General features: G+C 46.4%; 12 protein-coding genes. 1 reads left to right on the forward strand and 11 read right to left on the reverse strand.

All coding sequences use genetic code 11. The features are described 5' to 3' along the window. Positions 1-113 precede the first annotated feature (113 nt). The 6 genes from rho to AC2EXB_RS15240 all read right to left on the reverse strand — a co-directional run bounded on the left by rho (position 114) and on the right by AC2EXB_RS15240 (position 6,019). Positions 114-1,397 (reverse strand): transcription termination factor Rho, encoded by a 1,284-nt coding sequence (gene rho / locus AC2EXB_RS15215; RefSeq protein WP_251475662.1) that lies wholly within the window; start codon positions 1,395-1,397, stop codon positions 114-116. A 125-nt stretch (positions 1,398-1,522) separates the two neighbouring features. Next, positions 1,523-2,488 (reverse strand): class II fructose-bisphosphatase, encoded by a 966-nt coding sequence (glpX, locus tag AC2EXB_RS15220; protein ID WP_251477120.1) that lies wholly within the window; start codon positions 2,486-2,488, stop codon positions 1,523-1,525. A gap of 69 nt (positions 2,489-2,557) precedes the next feature. Next, a complete protein-coding gene (locus AC2EXB_RS15225) occupies positions 2,558-3,856 on the reverse strand; it encodes a UDP-N-acetylglucosamine 1-carboxyvinyltransferase (RefSeq protein WP_235197094.1) in 1,299 nt (432 codons plus the stop codon). A 94-nt stretch (positions 3,857-3,950) separates the two neighbouring features. Beyond that, positions 3,951-4,613, reverse strand: coding sequence for a fructose-6-phosphate aldolase (gene fsa, locus AC2EXB_RS15230; RefSeq protein ID WP_235197095.1), 663 nt, complete (start codon positions 4,611-4,613; stop codon positions 3,951-3,953). Between the two features lie 103 nt (positions 4,614-4,716). After that, a complete protein-coding gene (locus AC2EXB_RS15235; protein ID WP_235197096.1) occupies positions 4,717-5,574 on the reverse strand; it encodes a class II fructose-bisphosphate aldolase in 858 nt (285 codons plus the stop codon). Positions 5,575-5,659: 85 nt separating this feature from the next. Next, positions 5,660-6,019 carry a response regulator gene (locus AC2EXB_RS15240; protein ID WP_311195575.1) on the reverse strand — a complete coding sequence of 120 codons (360 nt, stop codon included), beginning with the start codon at positions 6,017-6,019 and terminating at the stop codon, positions 5,660-5,662. A gap of 172 nt (positions 6,020-6,191) precedes the next feature. Here AC2EXB_RS15240 and AC2EXB_RS15245 point away from each other — a divergent pair, with 172 nt between their 5' ends. After that, on the forward strand, positions 6,192-6,677 hold the full coding sequence (locus AC2EXB_RS15245; protein ID WP_483602212.1) for a DUF2529 family protein: 486 nt from the start codon (positions 6,192-6,194) through the stop codon (positions 6,675-6,677). A gap of 43 nt (positions 6,678-6,720) precedes the next feature. Here AC2EXB_RS15245 and AC2EXB_RS15250 read toward each other — a convergent pair whose 3' ends face one another. The 5 genes from AC2EXB_RS15250 to AC2EXB_RS15270 form a co-directional block, all read right to left on the reverse strand. Further along, positions 6,721-8,316, reverse strand: a complete 1,596-nt coding sequence (locus tag AC2EXB_RS15250) for a CTP synthase (protein ID WP_483602213.1) — start codon at positions 8,314-8,316, stop codon at positions 6,721-6,723. Positions 8,317-8,473: 157 nt separating this feature from the next. Beyond that, complete coding sequence (gene rpoE, locus AC2EXB_RS15255; RefSeq protein WP_483604763.1) at positions 8,474-9,046, reverse strand: DNA-directed RNA polymerase subunit delta; 573 nt, start codon at positions 9,044-9,046, stop codon at positions 8,474-8,476. A gap of 690 nt (positions 9,047-9,736) precedes the next feature. Further along, complete coding sequence (gene icmF / locus AC2EXB_RS15260; protein ID WP_483602214.1) at positions 9,737-12,988, reverse strand: fused isobutyryl-CoA mutase/GTPase IcmF; 3,252 nt, start codon at positions 12,986-12,988, stop codon at positions 9,737-9,739. 6 nt (positions 12,989-12,994) lie between these two features. After that, positions 12,995-13,636 (reverse strand): TetR/AcrR family transcriptional regulator, encoded by a 642-nt coding sequence (locus AC2EXB_RS15265; RefSeq protein WP_251475679.1) that lies wholly within the window; start codon positions 13,634-13,636, stop codon positions 12,995-12,997. Positions 13,637-13,651: 15 nt separating this feature from the next. Beyond that, positions 13,652-14,791, reverse strand: coding sequence for an acyl-CoA dehydrogenase (locus AC2EXB_RS15270; protein ID WP_251475680.1), 1,140 nt, complete (start codon positions 14,789-14,791; stop codon positions 13,652-13,654).

A 14,791-nucleotide genomic window follows, 5' to 3' on the forward strand; every position in this document is an offset into this window, starting at 1 on the left:
TTGATAATCTATTTTGACTATTGCCTTACATGGCTCTTTAGGCCATATATGCAATAGCACTGCTTTAATTCACTCTCATAATCATAACAAATCTTTTGTCTGTTTGCAACTAATTAGATCATCTTTTTATTGCTGCGATGAGCTTTCAGTTCGCTGCTAAGCTGTTCGAAAAATTCTTCATTAGTTTTTGTTTGGCCAAGTTTTTTCAAGAAGCGCTCTCCGAAATCATGCGTATCTGAGAACGTTTTACGGATCGTCCATAGCTTGTCCAACTGATCGGCTCCGATGAGCAATTCTTCTTTCCGCGTTCCTGAACGGCGAATATCAAGTGCTGGGAAAATGCGGCGTTCCGCTAAACTGCGGTCCAAATGCAATTCCATGTTGCCCGTTCCTTTAAATTCTTCGTAGATGACTTCATCCATACGTGAACCTGTATCAACTAAAGCCGTTGCAAGAATGGTCAAACTGCCGCCTTCTTCAATATTGCGCGCGGCTCCGAAGAATCGTTTCGGCCGGTGGAAAGCGGCTGGATCAATCCCTCCTGATAGTGTACGCCCACTTGGAGGAATGACCAAATTATATGCTCTCGCCAGACGTGTGATGGAATCCATTAATATGATAACATCCCGCTTGTGTTCGACCAAGCGCATTGCTCGCTCTAATACAAGTTCAGCCACTTTCACGTGATTTTCAGGAACTTCATCAAAAGTCGAAGAAACGACATCCGCATTTACCGAGCGTTCAATATCGGTTACTTCTTCTGGACGCTCATCAATCAAGAGAACAATCAATTCCGCTTCTGGATGATTGGTTGTAATTGAATTGGCAATTTCTTTTAAAAGCATCGTTTTCCCGGCTTTAGGCGGAGCGACAATTAATCCGCGCTGCCCAAATCCGACAGGTGCTACCAAATCCATGATCCGCGTAGATAAATGTTTAGGCGATGTTTCCAAACGGATATGGCGATCCGGATAAAGCGGCGTCAAACCTGGAAAATGGACGCGTTCTTTTGCCACTTCCGGATCTTCACCGTTAACGGCTTCGACTTGCAGCAATCCGAAATAACGTTCATTTTCTTTTGGCGGACGGACTTTCCCTGAAACTTTATCGCCATTTCTTAAATCGAATCGGCGGATTTGTGAAGCGGAAATGTAGATATCCTGGGAACTTGGAGAGTAATTGATTGGACGCAAGAAACCGAAGCCTTCTGACTGGATGATCTCTAAAACGCCTTCCATGAAGAAAAAACCTTCTTGTTCGGCACGTGTTTTCAAGATAGCAAAGATTAATTCTTTTTTCGTCAATTTGCTGTAATTCGTTAATTTGTATTCTTTCGCTAAATTATAAAGCTCTTTTAGCGTCATGTTTTCCAATGCGGAAATTGTTATCGTTGTCATGTATCAGACACCACTCTTAGTCATTTTTTAGGGTTAATTTTTTGAGGATCAGTCGTTGCAATGATTGGAAGATCTTTAAAGAAGGAGCCCGGCATTCAGCCGGACTCATTTTAGAAGTAGGATCATTAATCGTGCATGACAAGATTCGGTTTTTTCTTCAGGCTATGACGGCCTTCTACAAAGCGGACAGTTCCTGATTTCGCGCGCATAACTAAAGTGTGGCTTTCTGCAAAGCCGCCTTTCAGTTGAACGCCGCGCAATAATTCCCCGTCCGTTACACCCGTTGCAGCGAAAATGCAATCGTCGCCTTTAACAAGATCGTCCATTTTCAGGACTTTAGTGACGTCAATTCCCATATCGATGCAGCGTTGTGCTTCTTCTTCGTTTTGCGGCAATAATTTGCCCTGCAGTTCGCCGCCCAGGCATTTCAGGCCAACTGCAGCAATCACGCCTTCCGGTGCGCCGCCAGTTCCGAACAGAATATCGACGCCCGTCTGGTCAAAAGCTGTATTGATGGCTCCTGCTACGTCGCCGTCGTTGATCAGTTTGATCCGGGCTCCGGCGTCGCGGATTTCCTGGATGATTTTATCATGCCGCGGACGGTTCATAACAGTCGCCACTACGTCTTCTATATCTTTATTTTTGGCTTTCGCCACTGCACGGAGATTATCAATTACAGGTGCATTAATATCGATTTTGCCAACCGATTCAGGTCCCACTGCAATTTTTTCCATGTACATATCCGGTGCGTTCAATAAGTTTCCGCGATCGGCAATTGCCAATACAGCCAATGCATTCCATCCGCCAGCTGCGACAATATTCGTTCCTTCTAAAGGATCGACTGCTACATCCACTTCCGGCCCTTGGCCAGTACCAAGTTCTTCGCCGATATAAAGCATCGGAGCTTCATCCATTTCACCTTCACCGATGACCACGATTCCGCGCATCGGGATCGTATCAAATACATTTCTCATTGCGGTAGTTGCTGCATCGTCGGCTTCGTTCTTCAGTCCACGGCCCATCCATTTCGAGGATGCAATTGCAGCCGCTTCTGTAATGCGCACCAATTCCATCGATAAACTTCGTTCCATTATGCATTTCCTCCAGTTCAGCTATAAGTTCAATTTAATTGTAGCATAGTTAAATCAGCCAAAAAGAAGTCAATTCGCATTATGCCCAAGGTCAGACTTTGCACTGCTGACGGGATCGATTGTTTCTCTGCGGATATCCGCACCTAGCCCTTGCAGTTTCTGGACAATTGCAGAATAGCCGCGTTCGATATGGTAAATCTCCCGAATTTCAGTTTCGCCTTCAGCAAGCAAACCAGCGATGATCAAGGCCGCACCGGCACGCAAATCAGATGCTACAACAGTAGCAGAAGTCAACGGCGTCGGTCCGGTAATAATGGCAGCCCGGCCTTCCACACGCCCACTTGCATTCATGCGGCGAAGTTCATCAATATGTTTGAAGCGGGCCGAATAAATGGTATCCGTAATCATCGAAGACCCCGTGGCCTGCGTCATCAATACAGAAAACGGCTGCTGCAGATCCGTTGCGAATCCAGGATACACAAGCGTTTTTACATCAATCGCTTGCAGTTTCTCAGCTTTCGGAATGTAAATGGATTCTTCGCCTTCTTGCACGTCGACTCCCATTTCACGAAGTTTCGCCGTCAAAGCTTCCATATGGAATGGAATAACGTTATCAATCGTGATTCCGTCTCCTGCTGCTGCCGCCATGATCATGAATGTCCCGGCTTCAATGCGGTCTGGAATGATGGTATGGTTCGTGCCATGCAATTCTTCAACACCGTCAATCCGGATAATATTCGTGCCTGCCCCTTTGATTTTCGCGCCCATATTCGTCAATAAAGTAGCAACGTCAATGATTTCAGGTTCTTTGGCAGCATTTTCAATGACCGTCTGCCCTTTCGCAAGAACAGCAGCCAACATGATGTTGATCGTAGCGCCAACGCTCACGACATCCAGATAGATCTTCGCGCCGCGAAGTTCATCTGCACGCAGATAAATCGCACCGTGTTCATTTGTCACTTTCGCTCCGAGTGCTTCAAATCCTTTGATATGCTGATCGATTGGACGAGGCCCTAAAAAGCAGCCGCCAGGTAAACCGATCGCCGCATGCTTGAATCGTCCAAGCATAGCGCCCATCATATAATAGGAAGCGCGAAGTTTTTTAACATTTCCGTTTGGCAGAGGGATATCAACCATATTGGTCGGATCGATGTTCATGGTTCCGTCTTCGAAAGAAACTTCTCCACCGATCTCTTCAAGAATATTTTTCAGTGTCCAGACATCAGAAATTTCCGGTAAGCCTTCGATTTGCACAGGCGAATTCGCTAAAATTGATGCAGGAATCAAAGCCACTGCACTGTTTTTTGCGCCATTCACTTTTATCGTGCCCGACAAGCGTTTACCGCCTTTTACTTTATATACATCCATCAGATCTAATTTCTCCTTTGCCCTACTTCAAGAATCAGCCAGGCTTTCAAAATAGAAAGCCTGGTGAATCTCGAAATTTGATTGCCGTGCCGATTTATTTTGCTTCCTCTTCAATTGAACGTTTTTCCCAATCTGCCAGGAACGCTTCGATGCCTTTGTCTGTTAGGGGATGCTTGAACATTTGCTCCATAACTTTAATCGGCATTGTTCCAATATGCGCACCGTTCAAAGCAGCGTCCGTTACGTGCTGTGGATGGCGGATTGATGCGGCAATGATTTCAGCTTTGATGTCATGGATAGCGAAAATGTCTGCGATTGTCGCGATTAAATCCATGCCGTTGTGTCCGATATCATCCAAACGCCCAAGGAAAGGAGAGACATATGAAGCGCCGGCACGAGCTGCAAGAAGAGCTTGGTTCGCACTGAAAATCAATGTAACGTTTACTTTGATGCCTTCTGCTGCAAGTGTTGAACATGCTTTCAAACCATCTGGAGTCATTGGCAATTTCACAGTAATGTTTGGAGCAAGTGCAGCCAGTTCACGGCCTTCTTTGATCATGCCTTCTGCATCTAATGCAATAACTTCACCACTGATTGAACCATCGACCAAAGCCGCGATTTCTTTTAAACGATCATGGAAAGAAACGTTTTTCTCTTTCGCCACTAATGACGGATTTGTCGTAACGCCTGAAAGGATGCCCCATGAATGTGCTTCTTTGATTTCCTCGAAGTTTGCTGTATCAATAAAAAATTTCATTGTTGTTTTCCTCCTGTAATTTGGAAAAGGAAGAAGAGACCACTCGGACGCTTCTCCCTTTCCACAGTTTTAGTTTATTTTTTTGCCCATTCCAGACAATCGATTATGCTTTGTTCGAACTTCCGAATTCACGCATTTTGCCGATGACTGTTGCTTTGATCGCGTCGCGAGCTGGCGTCAAGTATTTACGTGGATCATACATTTCTGCATCTTTAGCCAATGCTTCACGAACCGCTTTCGCTGACGCAATCTGGTTTTCTGTATTGACGTTGATTTTCGCTGTTCCAAGTGACACAGAACGTTGAATATCTTTTGTCGGAATGCCTGTGCCGCCGTGCAATACAAGCGGAACATCACATAGTTGAGAGATTTCTTCCATTTCTTTAAAACCTAAATTCGGCTCGCCTTTATATGGTCCGTGGACGGATCCTAAAGCTGGTGCTAAACAATCGATGCCTGTTTGGTCAACAAGTTGTTTGCATTCCTGCGGATCTGCATAAATAACGCCGTCAGCGATGACATCGTCTTCCTGGCCGCCTACAGTGCCAAGTTCCGCTTCAACTGAAACATTGTGTTGATGTGCGTATTCTACCACTTGTTTCGTGATTTCGATATTTTCTTCAAATGGGTGATGGGAAGCGTCAATCATGACAGATGTAAATCCAGCATCAATCGCTTCTTTGCATTTTTCAAAGCTAGAACCGTGATCTAGGTGAATCGCCACTGGCACTGTAATTTTATAATCGTGCATCAAGCCTTTCACCATATGTACTACAGTGGTGAAACCGCCCATATAACGTGCTGCCCCTTCAGATACCCCTAAAATAACTGGTGAGTTCTCTTCTTGTGCAGCTTGTAAAATTGCTTGGGTAAACTCCAGGTTATTCAAATTGAATTGACCGATTGCATAACCTTCTTGCTTCCCTTTGATCATCATATCTTTCATTGAAACTAATGCCATTCACAATTCCTCCTAAGCTCTACTCTTATCCAAATATCCTTTATACTATACCAAAAATGCCGTGCTTTCGCCACTTCTGCGTGTATCAGTCTGTTAACAATTGCTTTACAGCTTCACGTATCTCGAATACGTCAAACGGTTTTGTGAAATAACAGGATGCGCCGTTGATGAGCGATTCTTCGATCAAATCCAGTTCGCCATAAGCTGTCATCATGATTACCTGGACATCCGGCTGAACCTGTTTCAAATTCTTCAATATCTCGATGCCGTCCATCCCTGGAATTTTCATATCGAGCAATACGATATCCAAATGCTTTTCGCCTGCTGTTTGAAGGGCTTGGTTGCCATTTGCAGCCGTCAAGGTGTCATACCCCTCTTTTTTAAATACTTCATTCAATAAAAGACGGATTCCCATTTGGTCATCTACAATCAATATCGTCTTCAACCGTATTGCCCCCTTCTGTTCCAGCTTTCTCAACTCTAGTTTCATTCTACTGAATCGCCGCATGCATTTCCACCAATACTTTCCAATTATTTTTGAACTCATATAAAATTGAACGACTGGAAAGCTTATTCTTTTCTTTCATTTGGCTATAATGAAAAGTGAGGTGAATGAAATGAAAATGTTAGCAACTCAAACCGCCGGGCTGCTCCAGCGTCTTTCAAAGCAAGAAGAGGCCGTTGAAGATACGGCAAGAGTCTTGGCTCAGGCCGCAGTCGGCGAAGGAACTATCTTTCTGGCAGCCTTTGGTGAAATGAAAGCAGTCGTTGAAACGGCGTTAAACGGTGCTGAACCGCTCAAAAGCAGTATCGACTGGAAACCTGATAGCATTTTGACAAGTGCTGATCGTGTATGGATTCTTGCACCCGATGATGAAGGCGACGAACTGGCAGGACGCTTGAATGATGCCGGAATTCCGTTCGCCATGCTGACAGGTGCCGCAAGAGATCCCGTAGAAGCCGATGCATTCATTTCACTCGGCATTTCGAAAGGCCTTGTTCCTACAGACGACGGTGGACGCACGGTGGTTCCTTACGCAATAGGCGCATTGTTTATTTACCACGCTGTCAAAATGATCATCGATGAAATGCTCGTGGAATAAAAAAATCCTTCCCAAGGAAAGCTCCTGGGAAGGATTTTTGATATTAGTTGTTCAAAGAAGCTCTAACGAATTCTCTGAATAGCGGCTGTGGGCGATTCGGGCGCGAGATGAATTCCGGGTGGAATTGGCAAGCGACAAACCATGGGTGGTCTGCAATCTCGATAATTTCCACTAGGCGGCCATCCGGGCTCGTTCCTGAGAATTTAAAGCCGGCTGCTTCGAATTGCTCACGGTATTCGTTGTTGAATTCATAGCGGTGGCGGTGGCGTTCATATACCAATTCTTCGCCGTATGCTTCATGCGCTTTTGAACCAACTTCCAATTTTGCCGGGTAAAGGCCAAGGCGAAGCGTTCCACCTAAGTCTTCGATGTCTTTTTGTTCCGGAAGAAGGTCGATGACCGGATACGAGGTTTTCGGGTTCAACTCAGATGAATGCGCATCGTCAAAGTCCATGATGCTGCGTGCAAATTCGACTGAAGCCAATTGCATGCCCAGGCAAATCCCGAAGAATGGCACTTTGTTTTCGCGTGCATATTTTGTCGCCACGATCTTCCCTTCGACTCCACGGTCTCCAAATCCACCAGGAACCAAGATTCCGTCACAGTTTGCGAGTTTCTCTTCAACGTTTTCAGCGTTGATGTGTTCTGCATTGATCCAATCCACTTCGATATCTGCATCAAATGCAAATCCTGCGTGTTTCAATGCTTCTACTACAGAGATATAAGCATCTTGAAGTTCCACATATTTTCCGACAAGGCCGATGCGGACTCTTTTCGATAATGATTTCACTTTATCCACAAGTTCGATCCACTCGCCCATATCCGCTTCCGGTGCTTCAATGCCGAAATGGTCAAGAACGATCTGGTCCATGTGCTGTTCTTTCAAGCGAAGCGGCATTTCGTAGATCACGTCAACATCACGGGATTCGATGACTTCTTCTGCTTTGATATCGCAGAACAAAGCGATTTTGTCTTTCATGTCCTGAGGCACTTCATGCTCGGTGCGGACAACGATCAAGTTTGGCTGAATCCCTAAGCTGCGCAATTCTTTCACGCTGTGTTGAGTCGGCTTCGTTTTCATTTCCTTCGCAGCGCCCAAGTAAGGGATCAACGTACAATGGATGTACATGACTTCTTCGCGGCCAAGGTCTGAACGCATTTGGCGGATTGCTTCAAGGAATGGAAGCGATTCGATATCCCCAACGGTCCCGCCGATTTCGGTAATGACGACATCTGCTTTTGCTGTTTTCGCAGCGCGCAGAAGGCGGTCTTTAATTTCATTTGTGATGTGCGGAATCACTTGGACAGTTCCGCCCAAATAATCGCCGCGACGCTCTTTTTGAATGACAGTGGAATATACTTTCCCTGTCGTTACGTTAGAGTATTTATTTAAATTGATATCGATGAAACGTTCATAATGCCCTAAATCCAAATCCGTCTCCGCGCCGTCATCCGTTACGAAAACTTCTCCGTGTTGGTATGGGCTCATCGTTCCCGGATCAATATTGATATATGGATCGAATTTTTGGATTGTGACGTTCAACCCTCTGTTTTTCAATAAACGCCCAAGTGAAGCAGCTGTTATCCCTTTACCTAATGACGATACAACGCCGCCAGTTACAAAAATATACTTTGTCATGCCGGTTTCCTCCTTCAATTTTGAAAAAATAAAAAGCGCCCCTTCTGCAAGTGCAGAGGGAGCGCGTAAACTGTACGAATCATCTCTCCTATTTTAAGGAGCCCAGTAAAATCTTATCCAGTCTAGTTGCATAAGTCAAGGTAAAAAATTGTTCTGATTACTTCAGATCATCTTCCTCTTCGTCATCTTCATCATCAATGATGTTGCCGTCCAAATCTTCTACTAAGACGCCGTCATTATCATCGTCTTCATCTTCCACGTCGAAATCAAGGACTTCCACTTCTGGAACTTTCAACAGCTCATCTGTATCATCGTCATCGTCATCGTCGTCTTCTTCATCGTCGCCTTCGCCGAAGTCGTCAAATTCCAATTCATCTTCAAGATCAAGATCCAAATCGTCGAAGCCATCGTCGCCTGCCACTTTCGCTTTTTTCTTGCGTGCTTTAACAGTCGGTGCCGATTCTTCTTCGATCTGTTCAACCGGGTACCATTCGCGAAGGCCCCAACGGTTTTCGCCAAGAATCAAGAAACGGCCGTCAATATTCATGTCTGTGTAGAACTGAGCCAGACGTTTTTTCATATCCTCTTTAGATAAACCGAGCAATTGTTCAATTTCTGCAACAATCTCCGGATAAGTTTTTGTTTCGTGTGTTTCTTCTAAAAGTGCATAGGCTAAGTCGACAAACGACTCTTCCACTAATTCTTCTTTTGATAATTCACGGATTTTCAATCTGTGCACGTCCCTTCTTCTATCTTAACTTAATTCATTATATACAAAGTAGTTGCGCTCCGCTACCGTGTTTTCTTTTTTCTGCTACTCAGCTGCGTCCAGCCGAAATAAAACAAGTAAAACGACAAGATCAAAAACGGGATTGATCCGAGCGCTTTGTTGTAGAGAAAGAAAGTAAGGACGAGGCAGAGGAGGATGATAAGATAATGTGCGTATTTCGACATGGGTGATCATCCTTTGTGTTTTCTACAGTGAACTTTCTTCTATTATACAGAAAATTGCCATCTTTATCGACTTGCAGTTCTCCTGGGCGGCGAAGAAATCCGTGTGGATGTGCCCATTGGGTCGAACGCGCGTATTCTTGGTTGAGCGCGCGCATTTTCTTTTGAACGAGCGCAAATCCGTTTGAACGCGCGCATTTTTCATTGAACGCGCGCAAATGGATTTAAACCATCTAATTTCAATAAAAGAAGAAGAAAAAAGTGGTTCGTGGATGCTCCACGAACCACTTTTGTCATTATTCAAGCTGGATGTCGGAGCAAAACGGCCGATTCCGCTTTTCCATTGTCCAGCTCCTCCGCCCAGCCCCTCGAGGTCTTAAGTCAACTTGGCTGTGCGGCTGAAAACATGCCGCTTCGCCAAGTCGCCTTAAGCTTGTCGGGGCTTTCGTGGGCGGATCCGCTTTTCGTACTACATATTCCGTCTATACTGTCCGCCAACCTCGTATAAAGCTGTCGTGATTTGGCCTAGGCTTGCGACTTTTACGGTTTCCATCAATTCCTCGAAGATGTTGCCGCCGGATTTCGCTGCGTGTTTCAGGCGATCAAGCGCTTCTTCAGACGCGTTGCGTTCCTGGAAAGCGCGCAAGTTGGCAATTTGTGTTTCTTTTTCTTCGGTCGTCGCCCGGGCAATTTCCATCGCATTGATATCGTCATCGCTTTGCGGATTCGGATTCAAGTAGGTGTTGACACCGATGATCGGCAACTCGCCTGTATGTTTCTTCATTTCGTAATGCATGGATTCTTCCTGGATCTTGCCGCGCTGGTATTGCGTTTCCATTGCGCCAAGAACGCCGCCGCGGTCGTTGATGCGGTCGAATTCCTGCAATACCGCTTCTTCAACCAGCTGCGTCATTTCTTCGATGATGAACGCGCCTTGCAGCGGATTTTCGTTTTTCGACAAGCCATGCTCTTTTGTGATGATCATTTGGATTGCCATGGCGCGGCGCACCGATTCTTCTGTCGGTGTCGTAATCGCTTCATCGTAGGCGTTGGTGTGAAGCGAGTTGCAGTTATCCTGCAGCGCCATCAATGCTTGCAGCGTTGTACGGATATCGTTGAAGTCGATTTCCTGTGCGTGAAGGCTGCGCCCTGAAGTCTGCACATGGTATTTCAGTTTCTGGCTGCGTTCGTTTGCGCCATATTTGTCGCGCATCACGACTGCCCAAATGCGGCGTGCCACGCGGCCGATCACCGTATATTCCGGATCCAGCCCGTTCGAGAAGAAGAACGACAAGTTCGGAGCAAAATCATCGATGTTCATGCCGCGGCTCAAGTAATATTCCACGTACGTGAAGCCGTTTGACAACGTGAACGCCAGCTGTGAAATCGGGTTCGCTCCCGCTTCCGCAATGTGGTAGCCGGAAATCGATACCGAATAGTAGTTGCGCACTTTATGGTCGATGAAATACTGCTGGATGTCGCCCATCATGCGAAGCGCGAATTCCGTCGAGAAGATGCATGTATTCTGGCCTTGGTCTTCTTTTAGGATATCCGCTTGAACCGTTCCGCGGACCACTTGAAGCGTCGATTCACGGACTTCCATGAACTCTTCCAGCGTCAATGGACGGCCGAATTTCTCTTCGTTTATTTTCACTTGCTGATCAATCGCCGTGTTCATGAACATTGCCAAAATGATCGGCGCCGGCCCGTTGATCGTCATCGAGACCGAAGTGGACGGTGCACACAAATCAAAGCCTGCATATAATTTCTTCATGTCATCCAATGTACAGATCGACACGCCCGACTCGCCGACTTTTCCGTAGATGTCCGGACGGTGGTCTGGATCTTCGCCGTAAAGCGTTACGGAATCAAAAGCCGTTGATAAGCGTTTCGCGTCATCGTCTTTGGATAGGTAGTGGAATCGTTTATTCGTCCGTTCAGGTGTTCCTTCTCCCGCAAACTGGCGCTTTGGATCTTCGCCTTCCCGTTTGAATGGGAATACTCCAGCCGTGTAAGGGAATGAACCTGGAACATTTTCCAAATAAACCCATTTCAAGATTTCGCCGTAGTCTTCGAATTTCGGCAGTACCACTCGCGGAATTTTCAATCCTGACAAGCTTTCCGTACGCAAAATCGTGCGGATTTCCTTGTCGCGGACTGTTGTGACGAATTCATCTCCAGCATAAGCCTCTTTCAGCTGTTTCCAGTTTTCAAGAATGCGTTTGGATTCCGCCGTCAATTCGTCGCGGACGCCGTAAGCAAGCGATTGAAGCGATTCAACAAGCGCATCATCCGGCGCTTTTTCTTTTACCGCTTCGATGGCGCCTTCCAATTGGAACAAGCGGCGTGCAAATGCTGCTTGCGCTTGCGTTTTCGCATGGTAGTTGCGGACTGTATCCGTGATTTCCCGCAAATAATAGCGGCGGTCATTCGGAATGATCAAGTTCTCTTTTTGTGTTTTGACGAATTGGTCATAATCCGTCGTCCACTCGGTGCCGCATTTTTCATTGACTGCATGCACTAGCGCTGCAAAAAGTGAGTTCGTGCCTTTGTCGTTGAACTGGCTTGCGATTGTGCCGAATACCGGCATTTCGTCCAAGTCTTTATCCCATAAAAGATGGCTGCGCTGGAATTGCTTCTGCACTTGGCGAAGCGCATCTTCTGAACCTTTGCGTTCGAATTTGTTGATGACAATCAAATCTGCGTAATCGATCATATCGATTTTCTCAAGCTGTGTCGGCGCACCGAATTCGCTTGTCATGACGTACATTGAAACGTCTGAGAAATTAGCGATTTCCGCATCCCCTTGTCCGATTCCGCTTGTCTCCACTACGATCAAATCGAAATCTGCCGCTTTAACGACATCAAGGACATCGCCCAATGCGCTTGAGATTTCCGTTCTTGAACCGCGAGTCGCCAAACTTCTCATAAAGACGCGTTTGTTGAAGATCGCATTCATGCGGATCCGGTCACCGAGCAAAGCGCCGCCCGTTTTTTGCTTTGTCGGATCAATGGAAAGAATCGCGATTTTCTGATCCGGAAGTTCAGACAAGAAACGGCGGATCAATTCATCGGTCAGAGAAGATTTCCCTGCGCCGCCTGTTCCGGTGATGCCGAGAACTGGCGTGTTCTTCGTTTGGGCACGTACTGCCTGAAGCAATTTATCGGTATCAAGTTCACGTGTATGCGCTTCTTCGGCTGCCGTGATCAAGTTTGCCAAAGCTACCGGATTGTCAGCTGAAATCACATCAAAAGCAGGTGTTTCTTTGATTGTTGAGAAATCGCATTCTTTGACGATTTCCAGAATCATGCCTTCAAGGCCCAACTTGCGTCCGTCTTCCGGCGAAAAGATACCGGCAATGCCGTACGCTTCCAATTCTTTGATCTCGCGCGGCAGGATAACACCGCCGCCGCCTCCGTAAATGCGGATATGGCCAGCGCCTTTTTCCTGAAGCAAATCGTACATATACTTAAAGTATTCCATATGGCCGCCTTGGTAAGAAGAAATGCAGATTCCTTGAACGTCTTCCTGGATTGCTGCGTTTACCACTTCTTCGACTGAACGGTTATGGCCTAAGTGGATCACTTCAGCCCCGCTTGCCTGCAAAATGCGGCGCATGATATTAATCGATGCATCGTGTCCGTCGAAAAGGCTGGATGCCGTTACAAAGCGAACGTGATTTTGCGGCTTGTATTTCGTTTCTTCTTGAACTGTCGCCATAATCTATTAAACCCCCCGTAGCGTAATTTTCTCCCCTGCCATCCCCTGCAGCAGAAATTTCGTTTGAAGTTCGATGAATTCCTGAATTGTGTAATCACGCAATGCCCAGCGGCGGAATGCCCACATTTGGCCTTGGACAAATAAATGATTGGCTGCCAGTTTAATTTCTTTCGGTGCCATGGTGATTTCTCCACTGTCCGCACATTCTGCGAGCAAACGCTCAAAGAGAGACACCATTTCCATTTCTTTATCCAACACATAGCGAAGCGCGTCTTTTGGCAGCGATTTCGATTCCTGGTACATGACCACGTATTCGTCCTGCATGTCATCGATCAAGCTGTAGTAATGTTCGATTGCCGTAATCAGTACTTCAAGTGAGCCTTTATCAATGTCGAGCGCATCGAGCCGTGCATGCACTTCGTCGTAAATCGAATCACAGACCAAGTAAAGGACATCCTCTTTTGTCCGGATGTATTCGTATAAAGTCCCGATGCTGAAACCTGAAGCTTTGGCAATTTCTCTTGTCGTCGTCCGGTGAAAGCCTTTTTCTTTAAAAAGCGTGACAGCGCCACGAATCATCTGTGCACGGCGCTTTTCAATCAGGCTTTCGTCTTTTACGGAGGACTGAATTTCACGCTTTTTATTCATCAAGCAGCCCTCCGGTTATTTAGTGACCATACGGGAAATGACCAAACGCTGGATTTCCTGTGTGCCTTCGTAAATTTGAGTGATTTTCGCATCACGCATGAAACGTTCGACCGGATAGTCTTTCGTATAGCCGTAGCCGCCGAATACTTGAACAGCTTCTACTGTGACTTTCATCGCCGTATCTCCAGCCATCAATTTCGCCATTGCCGATTCTTTGCTGTAAGAAAGTTTGTTCGACTCAAGCCAAGCAGCTTGGTAAGTCAACAGACGGGAAGCTTCGATCGATGTCGCCATATCCGCTAATTTAAATGACACGCCTTGGTTTGCAGCAATCGGTTTGCCGAATTGCTCGCGCTCTTTTGCGTAGCCGATTGCAGCGTCCATCGCACCTTGTGCAATTCCGACTGCTTGTGCAGCGATTCCGTTGCGTCCGCCGTCAAGTGTCTGCATCGCAATTTTAAATCCTTGGCCAAGTTCGCCCAGCATGTTTTCTTTCGGTACGCGGCAGTTATCAAAAATGATTTCAGTTGTCGGGCTTGAACGGATCCCGAGTTTCTTCTCTTTTTTGCCGACTGAGAATCCTTCAAAGTCTTTTTCAACGATGAAAGCGGTCGTGCCTTTATGCTTGGATTCTGGATCTGTCACCGCGAAGACGATGTAGATATCCGCGATTCCGCCGTTTGTAATAAAGATTTTCGAACCATTCAAGATGTAGTGGTCGCCGTCTTCTTTAGCAGAAGTTTTCATGCCGCCTGCATCCGATCCCGAAGCGGGCTCCGTCAAACCGTAAGCACCGATTTTCGTGCCTTCTGCCATCGGGCGAAGGTATTTCTGTTTCTGTTCTTCTGTTCCGAATGTGTATACCGGCCAGCCAGCAAGTGAGGTGTGGGCTGAAAGCGTTACGCCAGTCGAAGCGCAGACGCGCGACAATTCTTCCACAGCGATGCAGTAGGCCAAATAGTCAGATCCGATTCCGCCGTACTCTTCCGGCCAAGGAATCCCTGTCAATCCCAGTTCCGCCATTTTATCGAAAATTTCGCGGTCAAAACGTTCTTCTTCGTCGCGCTCTTCAGCTGTCGGCGCCACTTCTTTGTTTGCGAAATCGCGTACCATTTTGCGGATCATTTCATGTTCTTCGCTCAATTGAAAATTCAT

This window comes from Planococcus alkaliphilus, assembly GCF_057031095.1.

Excerpts from the sequence above, each read along its gene's own strand:
- AC2EXB_RS15265 (WP_251475679.1), bottom strand. The coding sequence starts at position 13,636 with ATGAATAAAAAGCGTGAAATTCAGTCCTCCGTAAAAGACGAAAGCCTG.
- fsa (WP_235197095.1), bottom strand. The coding sequence starts at position 4,613 with ATGAAATTTTTTATTGATACAGCAAACTTCGAGGAAATCAAAGAAGCA.
- AC2EXB_RS15270 (WP_251475680.1), bottom strand. The coding sequence starts at position 14,791 with ATGAATTTTCAATTGAGCGAAGAACATGAAATGATCCGCAAAATGGTA.
- AC2EXB_RS15235 (WP_235197096.1), bottom strand. The coding sequence starts at position 5,574 with ATGGCATTAGTTTCAATGAAAGATATGATGATCAAAGGGAAGCAAGAA.
- AC2EXB_RS15225 (WP_235197094.1), bottom strand. The coding sequence starts at position 3,856 with ATGGATGTATATAAAGTAAAAGGCGGTAAACGCTTGTCGGGCACGATA.
- AC2EXB_RS15245 (WP_483602212.1), top strand. The coding sequence starts at position 6,192 with ATGAAAATGTTAGCAACTCAAACCGCCGGGCTGCTCCAGCGTCTTTCA.
- glpX (WP_251477120.1), bottom strand. The coding sequence starts at position 2,488 with ATGGAACGAAGTTTATCGATGGAATTGGTGCGCATTACAGAAGCGGCT.
- rho (WP_251475662.1), bottom strand. The coding sequence starts at position 1,397 with ATGACAACGATAACAATTTCCGCATTGGAAAACATGACGCTAAAAGAG.
- icmF (WP_483602214.1), bottom strand. The coding sequence starts at position 12,988 with ATGGCGACAGTTCAAGAAGAAACGAAATACAAGCCGCAAAATCACGTT.
- AC2EXB_RS15250 (WP_483602213.1), bottom strand. The coding sequence starts at position 8,316 with ATGACAAAGTATATTTTTGTAACTGGCGGCGTTGTATCGTCATTAGGT.